This window comes from Acidimicrobiia bacterium (assembly GCA_016650365.1).
Classification (GTDB): Bacteria; Actinomycetota; Acidimicrobiia; order Spongiisociales; family JAENVV01; genus JAENVV01.
This window is the reverse complement of the sequence record JAENVV010000107.1, coordinates 1-9,884: the sequence shown is the minus strand read 5'-3', so window position 1 is coordinate 9,884 and position 9,884 is coordinate 1. Positions and strand designations below refer to the sequence as shown.

10 protein-coding genes are annotated in these 9,884 nt (G+C 61.3%); 4 read left to right on the top strand and 6 right to left on the bottom strand.

Annotation, left to right across the window (positions count from 1 at the left end; all coding sequences use genetic code 11):
• The 3 genes from JJE47_06445 to JJE47_06435 all read left to right on the top strand — a co-directional run.
• A partial coding sequence (locus JJE47_06445) for a hypothetical protein (protein ID MBK5267061.1) occupies positions 1–393 on the top strand: 393 nt, incomplete at its 5' end.
• Between the two features lie 177 nt (positions 394–570).
• Positions 571–1,236 carry a helix-turn-helix domain-containing protein gene (locus tag JJE47_06440; protein MBK5267060.1) on the top strand — a complete coding sequence of 222 codons (666 nt, stop codon included), beginning with the start codon at positions 571–573 and terminating at the stop codon, positions 1,234–1,236.
• Complete coding sequence (locus JJE47_06435) at positions 1,236–1,508, top strand: hypothetical protein (GenBank protein MBK5267059.1); 273 nt, start codon at positions 1,236–1,238, stop codon at positions 1,506–1,508. Before JJE47_06440 ends, JJE47_06435 begins: the two co-directional genes overlap by 1 nt.
• Positions 1,509–1,542: 34 nt before the next feature.
• On the opposite strand, the gene JJE47_06430 is transcribed toward JJE47_06435, so the two are convergent.
• The 6 genes from JJE47_06430 to JJE47_06405 all read right to left on the bottom strand — a co-directional run bounded on the left by JJE47_06430 (position 1,543) and on the right by JJE47_06405 (position 8,395).
• Positions 1,543–2,847: an ABC transporter ATP-binding protein gene (locus JJE47_06430; protein ID MBK5267058.1), complete on the bottom strand. Its 1,305-nt coding sequence runs from the start codon at positions 2,845–2,847 to the stop codon at positions 1,543–1,545.
• On the bottom strand, positions 2,844–4,157 hold the full coding sequence (locus tag JJE47_06425) for an ATP-binding cassette domain-containing protein (GenBank protein ID MBK5267057.1): 1,314 nt from the start codon (positions 4,155–4,157) through the stop codon (positions 2,844–2,846). The genes JJE47_06430 and JJE47_06425 overlap by 4 nt, the downstream gene beginning before the upstream one ends.
• Positions 4,154–5,077 carry an ABC transporter permease gene (locus JJE47_06420; protein MBK5267056.1) on the bottom strand — a complete coding sequence of 308 codons (924 nt, stop codon included), beginning with the start codon at positions 5,075–5,077 and terminating at the stop codon, positions 4,154–4,156. Before JJE47_06420 ends, JJE47_06425 begins: the two co-directional genes overlap by 4 nt.
• On the bottom strand, positions 5,074–6,087 hold the full coding sequence (locus tag JJE47_06415; protein ID MBK5267055.1) for an ABC transporter permease: 1,014 nt from the start codon (positions 6,085–6,087) through the stop codon (positions 5,074–5,076). Before JJE47_06415 ends, JJE47_06420 begins: the two co-directional genes overlap by 4 nt.
• A 61-nt stretch (positions 6,088–6,148) precedes the next feature.
• Entirely contained in the window at positions 6,149–7,858 is a 1,710-nt protein-coding gene (locus tag JJE47_06410; GenBank protein MBK5267054.1) for an ABC transporter substrate-binding protein, read from the bottom strand.
• A gap of 165 nt (positions 7,859–8,023) precedes the next feature.
• Entirely contained in the window at positions 8,024–8,395 is a 372-nt protein-coding gene (locus JJE47_06405; GenBank protein ID MBK5267053.1) for a hypothetical protein, read from the bottom strand.
• A gap of 726 nt (positions 8,396–9,121) precedes the next feature.
• Between JJE47_06405 and JJE47_06400 the strand changes: the two genes are divergently transcribed.
• The coding region (locus JJE47_06400; protein MBK5267052.1) for an FAD-dependent oxidoreductase at positions 9,122–9,884 on the top strand (763 nt) is incomplete at its 3' end.

Genomic DNA, 9,884 nt, shown 5'->3' with positions numbered 1-9,884 from the left:
GGTGGCAACGGTCAAGATCCCACCTTCTACGCAGAAAACATCACCCAGCCCGAGCAACACAACGCCGTCCAGAATGCTTGCCTTGGGTCGGCGGTGGACGCTGGCCATTTCGTTGCTCCACCCTCCTCGGAAGAAGAGGTGCGACGCCTGTACAGGGCGTATGTCAAGGTCCAGGAGTGCCTCATCGGAAATGGCCTACCGACGGCCCCTGCCCCATCAGAGGACGGATTTGTTGATAGCTGGTTTGGCAGAACCGGCGAGATCTGGCATCCCTACGTCGGTGGGTCAATCAGTGTTGTCCCTGGGGCAGAAGGCGACCTGCCAACTGACGTCAGCGATCAACTCGAACTCCAGGAAACTTGTCCGGCCGATTGGGGGACGATTCTCCGATAGAGGTATGTGGGGCTGTGATGTCGAAAGCTGGTAACAGTTCTAAGGGCCGGTTCGGCTTTGTCGGTCCCGCGCCGCTCGGACCGGTGCTGCTGGTCCGTCTGAAAAACACCGTTAGTTTCGGTCACAACGTGGGGCCGGGGTATCACAAAATACTACCGACATCGGTATAGTTATGTCATGGACGTTGTGAGTGTTGCTGAAGCGGGGGAGTATCTGGATGTGAGCCCTCGCCGCGTCCGTCAGCTGCTGGCAGATGGGCTCCTTGTGGGCCATCAGCTCGGTCGAGAGTGGGCGATTGAAAGGCGCTCGCTCGAGAATCTGGGACGTCATCGTGGACTCGTAGGTCGACCGTGGCGTGCCCGGTCGGCCTGGGCGGTGCTGGCGATCGCCAATGGCGACGGTTCTGGTCTGTCGCCATTGGACCGATCCCGAGCGGGTCGCCGCCTAGCTGAGCGCGGGCTGGCTGGATTAGCAGCCAGGCTTGGAGCGCGGGCCGAGCTGCGGCGGTTCTATGGTCACCCGTCGGTGCTGGAAGCTCTGGCTGTGGAGCCCGATGTGGTCTCTTCGGGTGTTAGTGCTGCCGCGGAATACGGCGCCGATATTGTCGCTTCTGGCGTTTTGGAGGCATATGTTCCGGAGGAGCGCGTTTCAGATCTCGTCAGGCAGTACGGGCTTGACCCGGATGCGGAGCGACCGAATATTGTTCTCCGTGTGGTGGGCGACTCGGTGTGGCCTTTTGCTCCCGAGCTGGATGTGGCTCCGCGGCCAGTCGTTGCGGTTGATCTCCTTGAGGCAGACGACGAGCGGAGCCGCCGCGCCGGCGCAGAGCTGGCTCAACTGTGATGCCCAGTTGGCCGACCGTCGATCGAGCGTCGCTGCTGCTACCGACACTTCCGGGCCACGACGACGCTTTGTGGGATACGCTGATCGAGCTCGCTGATCTGCGGCCCGGCGAATGGACTCTCATTGGGGGTCAGATGGTGTTCTTGCACGCCATCGAGCACACAGTAACTCCGCCCCGTGTTTCGACCGATCTCGATGTGTTGGTCAACGCTCGCATTGTGACTGGTGGCGTCTCGGGTTTCGTCGCTGCCACACCGGTGTTCTGGTTGTGACGGATGTGCGCTCCCCACGATGGAGTCGGTCTGGCTACGACCGTTTCGGAAGACTGTCCAATAGACAGGCCGCGAGACGGCCGTTTCCGCGCGGTGTGAGCAGAACCTCGTCAACCTCTCGAAATCTGATCGAGACGGTCTGACCTTCGACCGTCACTTGTTCAATCGCGGCCTTCATAGACGCAGGCATTTCTTCGCTCTCCAACGCCGTCGCGAGGCGCGCCGAAGCGTCGGTGTCGGTGAATTGGAGAGAGGCATCAAAGGGCGATCGGCGCTCGACGCCAGAGAGCTTGTCGAACAACGCCGGAGTGTCCTCAAGCTGCAGCACAACGTCGTCGATCTCCCAACCACAGTCTGGCGTGGCGTAAACGCAGCGGGTATGGAACCGGCAACCCTGCGGCGGACGAGCCGGGTCAGGGACGGTGCCCTCAAGGCCATGGAAGCCCTCGTCGTCTTCGGTTAGATCGGGATTGGCCCGCAGCAAGGCGTCGGTGTAGGGGTGGATCGGGTCGTTGAATAGGTCCGTGGTGTTGCCTGCCTCGGCGATTCGTCCGAGATACATCACCGCGATGCGGTCGGCCATATGTCGCACAACCGACAGGTCGTGGGTGATGAACAGGAAGGTGAATCCGCGGCTTTGCTGAAGTTCGTGCAAGAGGTTCAGAATTTGCGCCTGCACCGACACATCGAGCGCACTGGTCGGTTCGTCGAGTATGACGAGCTCCGGGTCGAGAGCAAGGGCGCGGGCGATCGAGATCCGCTGGCGCTGTCCGCCAGAGAACTGGTGCGGGTACCGGTATAAGTGTTGGCGACCCAGCCCAACCTGTTCGAGCAGACCAACGACTCGTTCGGTCAGGTCTGATCCACTTGCCTCCTTGTAGACCCGCAGCGGTCGTCCGACGATGTCGCTGACCAGGTGGCGGGGATTCAGCGACGAGAACGAGTCTTGAAAGACCATCTGGGTGTTCCGCCGGAACCTGCGCCAGTTGGCTGCGTCGAGTCGGTCGACTCGGTGGGCAGCTTCCAGCTGCGCCAAGTCGTCCCCTTCGCCCGCTCGCAACGCCTGGTCGAGGTTGGTTCGCTGCTGCTCCGACAGGTCGAAGTACACCCCACCGGACGTGGGTTGTTCCAAACCAGCGAGAACCCGGCCCAGCGTGGTCTTGCCGCACCCGCTCTCGCCGACCAGGCCCAAGGTTTCGCCGCGTAGGAGGTCGAAGCTGACCCCGTCGACTGCCCGGACCTGACCGACCACTCGCTGAAGTGCTCCATCTTTGATCGGGAAGTGTTTCTTCACGTCGCGTACTGCCAGGACAGTCCTTTGGTCGGTGGCAGCGGTCATTGGCCAGTCCTATCAAATGTTGGGGCGTCGCCGTGTTCGGGCGGATGGTGGATGAAGCAGGCCACCTGGCGATCACCGACCTGTTGGAGGTCGGGGTCTTGCGTCCAACAAGCCGACGCAGCGTATTCGCAGCGACCCGCGAACCGGCACGATGGGTCCGGATCGATCAGTTCGGGTACCGTTCCTTCGATGGCTGCCAAACGTCCCCGTTCGTGGTGGGCTCCCGGTATGGCGCCGATGAGACCCCGCGTGTACGGATGCTCCGGTTCGTGGAAAATCTGCTCAGAATCGCCCACTTCGACGATTCGTCCGGCGTACATCACGGCGGTCCGGTCTGCGACTTTACGAACGAGCGAAAGATCATGACTGATGTACACCACCGCAGTTTTGTGGCGTTGCTGTAATTCCTTGATTAGTTCGATGATGCGGGCTTGAACCGTGACGTCGAGGGCCGTCGTTGGTTCATCGGCAATGAGGAGATCCGGGTCACAGGCCAGAGCGAGAGCGATCATGACTCGCTGCTTCATTCCACCCGACAGCTCGTGCGGATATCGATCCATCACGGCCCGGGGATTCGGGATCTGCGTTTCGGCCAGGGCAGCGATGACCATCGCATCGGCCACCGCCGAGATCGCTTGGCTGCGAGCGCGAAGTGGGGGCAGAGACAACATCACGCTCTCGAGGGTGCGTGATTGCTGGTTGGCTCGCCGACGCAACAGAGCGGTGGGCAGCGATCGGGATCCCGTGTCGATCCCGGCGGCGGCGAGCAATTCGTCAGCCCGGTGGGCATAGAAGACCTCTGCTACCTGCTTGCGAATCGATAGCGCGGGATTGAGCGCCTTACCCGGATCCTGAAAAATCATGGCGATTCGGTTGCCACGGATGTCGCGTAACTTTCGTTCCGAGAGGGTCAGGAGATCGAGTGTCTCGGCTCCGCTCTGCTCGCAGGTCTCGCAGCCCGACCCGGAGCAAACTGGACAGGGCGAAACGACCCTGCCAGTTCTGGCACAAGTCGGACAACCGGCTCCGTCACATGCTGAGCATCGTTGGCGAGGACGAAAGATGATCGATCCCGACACGGGGATGCCGGGAGGCATAGGAACGAGGCGGAGGAAAGACCGGGCGGTGACGCTTTTGCCGCAACCGGTCTCGCCGACCAGGCCGAGTGTTTCGCCGTCTCGCACATCAAAATCGACCCCGTCGACGGCGTGCACGATGCCACTTTTCGACTTGAAGTGGACCCGTAGATCGCGCACACTCGCCACGACGGGAGCGGTTGTTTTCGGTGGGTTGGTCGTCGGAGCCGTCATCGGGTCTCGGTCTTCGGATCGAGAACATCCCGGATGCCATCACCGAGCAGATTGAAGGCCAACGCCCACAAGAACACCATCAGACCGGGGAACGTGGACGCCCACCAGCGTCCTCCCGAGATTCCGGCCTGGCCCTCCGAGACGAGCACGCCCCACTCGGCCAGACCCGCCTCAGCCAGACCGATGAAACTGAGGGTCGCCCCGACCAACACGATATTGCCCATATCGAGCGTCGCCTGGACCACGACAGGGGTAATCGAGTTGGGCAGCACATCCTTTCGGAAGATATTCCAGTTGCTGTCACCGATTACCCGGGAAGCGTCGACGTAGTCGTTCTGCTTCACGTGCATGACCTGAGCGCGCATGATGCGGGCGTATTTCACCCAGAACACAATGGCCAGAGCCAGGATGATGTTACGAAAAGACGGCCCGAGTACGGCGGCAATTGCCAAGGCAAAGATGAGTTCGGGAATGGAGAGGAACACATCGACGATCCGCATGAGAATCTCGTCGAGTCGACCGCCCCGGAATCCGGCCAGGCTGCCGACCGCCACACCGATTGCCACCGTGACAGTGACAACGATGAGTGAAAGGCGCAGGGAAGTTCTGGCACCCCAGATCACTCCATACAGCACGTCGCCACCGGTGTTGGTAGTTCCAAGCGGGTGACCGGGTGAGCCGGGTGGCACGGCGATCGCTCCCCAGTCGCGGGGCATTTGTGACGCGTTAGGGGTGTTCGGTTCGACGAGCCAGGGTGCGAGAAGGGCCATGCCGACCATCATCACGATGATGACCAGGCCACCGAGCGTGGTCGGGTTGGACAAGACCCTGCCGGCGGTTTCTCCCATCCTCCGCAACCGGACCCGAAAGGCGCTGTCGTGGCTCGTGACGATTGGTGGTGAGGCAGAGGTGGTGCTCATGAGCCCAACACCACGCGCCGGTCGAGATAGGCATACACGACGTCCACGACCAGGTTGACCACGAGAAACAACACGCTCGTAAATAGCACATAGGCCATGATCGTGGCCCGGTCGCCTCGCAGCACCGAGTCGGCCATCCATCGCCCGAGACCCGGCCACCGAAAGATGATTTCTGCGACGATGGTGCCTTGCAGGAGGAATCCGAAGCTGAGTCCGATGACGGTGACGGTCGGCATGAGGGCGTTGCGGCGAGCGTGGCGCCGCAACACGAGTCGCTCGGCTAGGCCCTTGGCGCGAGCGGCGTCGACATACTCTTCCTGAAGTTCTTCGACCAACGACGACCGCATCATGCGGGCGATAATCGCCGTGGCCCCATATCCCAACGTGAGGGCTGGTAGCACGAGATGCCAGATGGCGTCGCGAAAGGCCGTGAAACTGCCAGCCAGGAGCGCGTCGACGGTATAGAGGCCGGTCGGATGGGAGATCGACGCGAACACTTCCGGGGTGCTGCGGCCGATGGGAAACCACCCCAGGTAGACCCAGAAGACGATAAGCATGACGATTGCGAACCAGAACAGCGGCATGGCGGCTCCGCTGATCGAAATGATTCGGGTGATGTGATCGGGCAGCTTGTTACGGCGTGCTCCGGCGTAGGTGCCTAGCCCGATGCCGAGTGACACGGCTACAACTGCCGAGGCAACGGCCAGTTCCATCGTTGCTGCCAGCTTGTTGGGAAAGACAGCAGTGACCGGCGCGGCCGCCACACCGGACCAACCGAGGTCGCCCTGCAAGACCCCGCGCGCCCAATACGCATATTGCACGGGTACCGGCTCGTCGAGGTGGAATCGGGCTTCGATTTCAGCGACCTCCTCCGACGACATTTCGTGAGAAAGGTAGATCGCCACTGGCGAGCCGCCGATCCGGGTCAACCCGAACACGATGATGGACACGCCGACTATCAGGAAGGGCAGCACAATCAGGCGTCTCAAGATGTAGTCGCGTATCTGCATGGTCGTCGGCCCCCCTTTGTTTGGTGGGGTCGGTCCCTCGGGACCGACCCCACTGCTCGGTCTATTTATCGATTAGGGCGAACTTCAGCGACGGACGTGGCCAGAGCGGGTTGGATTCCCAACCTTTCAGCCAACTGCGATACGCAGCTACGACGCCTTCCTGGCCGGCGATCAACCACATCGGATCGTCATACAGGAGAAATTGCAGTTCCGAATAAATGGCGGCCCGGGCGTCGGCGTCGAGTTCGACCTCGGCGGCGTCGATCAGGTCAGCGACCTTTTGTGGATCGGCGTAACCGTTGGCGAAGCCGTGGATTACACCCCACTCACCATCTGGATGCTGATACGAGGACAGGTAGGAATGGGGATCGGCGAACGGATCAGCGTTCTTCACCCACATGGCGTACTCGATCGGATCCTGGGCATGGGCATCATCGAACTGCGCTTCTGCCACGGCCAGCACTCGCACCTCAATATTGCAGGGGAGTGATTCAAGTGAGTCTTTGAGCACCAGTGCGGCCGTCTCGAAGAGGTTGGCCTCTTCGGTGATGACCGATACGACGAACCCGTCCGGGCAATAGCCGGCCTCGGTGAATAATTCCTCTGCCTTGGCCAGATCCTGGGTGCCGTACACGGGAGCGGCCGGATCATATCCGAAGATCCCCTGCGGAATGTAATGAGGGTTGAAGTCGCCGAACCCGCCCAAAGCTCCGTCGATGAACCCCTGATAGTCGAAAGCGTGATTGGACGCACGCCGAACCCGCGGATCGTGGAAGAAGTTGGTCGGGATCGTGTCTTCGGCCGGCAACGCCCCTTCGGGGATGTTCAGGTTGAATCCAATGTGGATTGGTTCCACGGTCAGACCCTCACCGAAGATCGTTACCCCCTCCGCACCTTCGATTTCGCCGATGAACGACGGGTCAGCTTCGATCGTGTCGAAGTCACCCGCTCGAAGGCCAAGCACGCGGACGTCAGGCGTTGGCCCGATCTCGATGCGGACGTCCAGGAAAGCCGGGGTGCCCCAGTAGTCATCGTAGATTTCAAGCTGGATGTTTTCGCCACGGTTCCAGGCAGTGAGTGTGTATGGTCCCGTCCCGACCATGTTTCCCTGCATGAAGTCGTTCTGTTCGCCAGCGACGATGCCACCGTTGGCTTCGACCGCGTCTTCGCTGACAATCGACGAGACCATGGCAACCACGGTGGTGTTCAGGAATGCCGCACTTGCCTTCTGCAGCTCGACTTCGACGGTGAAGTCGTCAACAACTCGAACTTCAGTGACGATGTCGCTCAGTACTCCCGCGGCACCCTCTGGCAGATCCATCTCCATTGCCCGGTCCCATGAATACTTCACGTCCGACGCAGTGAAATCGGTGCCGTCGTGGAACTTGACTCCCTCGCGAAGTTTAAAGGTGTAGGTCATTCCGTCAGCCGAGATAAGTCCGTTGTCAACGGTCGGAACCTCAGTGGCGAGACCCGGTACAAGATCCGGACCGCCGGAGCCAATCTCCAGCAGGCGCTCATAGACCTGCAAGATGACGGTCTCGCCGCCTTCACCTGGCTCAACCTGAGCGGGGTCGAGGGTGCTTGGCTCGTCGTCTGCCGCGTGGACTAGAAGGCCGGGATTCTTGACCTCGTCGCCTCCGGTCGGGGTGTTTGTCGTTTCAGTGTTCTCTGCCGGTTGGGTCGTGTCGGTGGTTGCCGAGTTACACGCCGCAGCCACCATTGTCAGGGCCAGCAATAGGGCCGCCCACCTCCAGGTCGAGGATCTCATCGGGTCTCTCCTCCTCTTATAGTCTGCTCGAGAATATGGATCTCGAGTTCTGCAAACGATTGCAGGCAATTTCCAACCTACCCGGCACCACGCTGGATCGTCAAGCGATCTTCGGCGGTGGCGAACTCGACGGCTTCGGGTGTATGCTCGGAATGTCGGTCCGGATCAGACGGGTACGGTTCGCCGGGTGTCGGGGCCGACCCGAACCAGCAGACCGGTCGCCACGAGAGCCAGGGCTGCTTCCGTTCCGAACGCGGCCAGTGGTCCGGCGATGGCATAGAGTCCCCCGAACAGCAGGCTGGCGGGAAGGGCAGTGAGTCCTACCGACCCGTGGTAGAACCCGAAGGCTCCTCCCCGGGCCTCGGCGGGGGCCAGGGTGGCTACCCAGGCTCGTTCGACGGGTTCGGTAAGTCCGAAGTAGATCCCATAGGTCATGAACAGGGCGACTAGGGCCACGACGTTGGTCGTCATTCCGAACCCGATGTAGATTCCCGCGTACAGGAGCCAACCGGCGCCGATCATCGCCCGGCGGCTCACCCGGTCCGACAGTTGGCCGCATCGTGACAGATTCCGATCCACAGCGTTGGCACACGGAGACATGGCGCAGGCTTTGGCCGGTTCCATGCGTTATGAGCGATCTTCTGGCCCGTTGCTCCACTCGACATGTGATTGAGGCCGGTTGACGACTGAGGCGTCAAGGTCCCAGCTCGCGTCATTTCGCGTTGCGTGTGCGATCGTCGGGAAGCTCGTGTCGGCAACAGCGGCTACCTGAATGACGGTCCGGCAGCCGTTGGGGGTTGAGCGTTTTAGGTCGGGCGAAATCCTCTCGTTTCGAGGCATCGATGCGGATCTTGGGCCACGCTTGGGCCACGCCTGGGCCACAACAGCTGCAAAACGCCGCGAAACGCTGAGAAACGAAATTCACGCGAAAGGCCAGGTCAGAGGTACTTTCTGGGCGTTTGGCCAGGTCACGGAATTGGCCCGAAAACCCCATGAACCGGCCTCTCAAGCCGGTAACGCCAGTTCGAATCTGGTCGGGGCTACAACACGAAAAGTCCGCCGTAGGTGGGCTTTTCTTGTTTGGTGTTTGGGTGGATTCGAACCGAATCGGCTCTGTCCGTGCTGCTGAAGGTCGCTGGTGGACCACCGCTCCTATGGCCAGTCGCGTCCGGCCCCATCTTCGCAAAATGTTGCCTTGCGTCCGACGTTTGGCTGTTCGGCGTAACTACGTCGCTGTCTGTACGATTCGTCCTGGAGGAACACATGACTGACGGATATGACTTTGTGGTTATCGGGTCGGGACCGGCCGGTGAGAAGGCTGCGGCAATGGCGGCGTACTTTGGAAAGTCTGTGGCGATTGTCGAACGTGACGCCCGGCCGGGCGGCACGGTCGTTTCAAGGGGCGGCATCCCCACCAAAACCCTGCGAGAAGCGGCCATGTATCTATCGGGGTTCCACCGGCGCGAAGTGTATGGGGTCGGCCTGGATCTTTCTTCGGACGAAGTGCTTGAGGTTCTTAGGGCAAGGGCCCACGATGTGTCAGAACTCGTGGCGGACGGGGTCACCCGCAATCTTGAGCGCCATCGTATCGACCACCTCCACGGGTCTGCCTCGCTGACTGCCGACGGTCGGGTCTCGGTCACAGACGCCACCGGGGCCGTTCGCGAGTTGGAAGCCGACAAGGTCCTCATCGCCACCGGGTCGCGACCGTTTCGACCGGATTCGGTTCCGTTCGACGATCCAGCCGTCGACGACTCCGATTCGATTCTGGCGCTCGAGTCGATCCCCCGATCGCTGGTCGTCATCGGGGGCGGCCCGGTCGGTACCGAGTACGCCTCGATCATCACCGCCCTCGGGGCAGAAGTGACCGTGATCGATGGCGGCCCACGTCTCATTCCGTTCGCCGATGAGGAGATTTCCGCCCGACTCGCCCAGGCGCTGACCGCAGACGGGGCGCGGTTCGTTTTCGACGCGCCAGGGTCGACGATCAAGCGAACCGATCGTGGACTCGAAGTAGGCCTTCCGG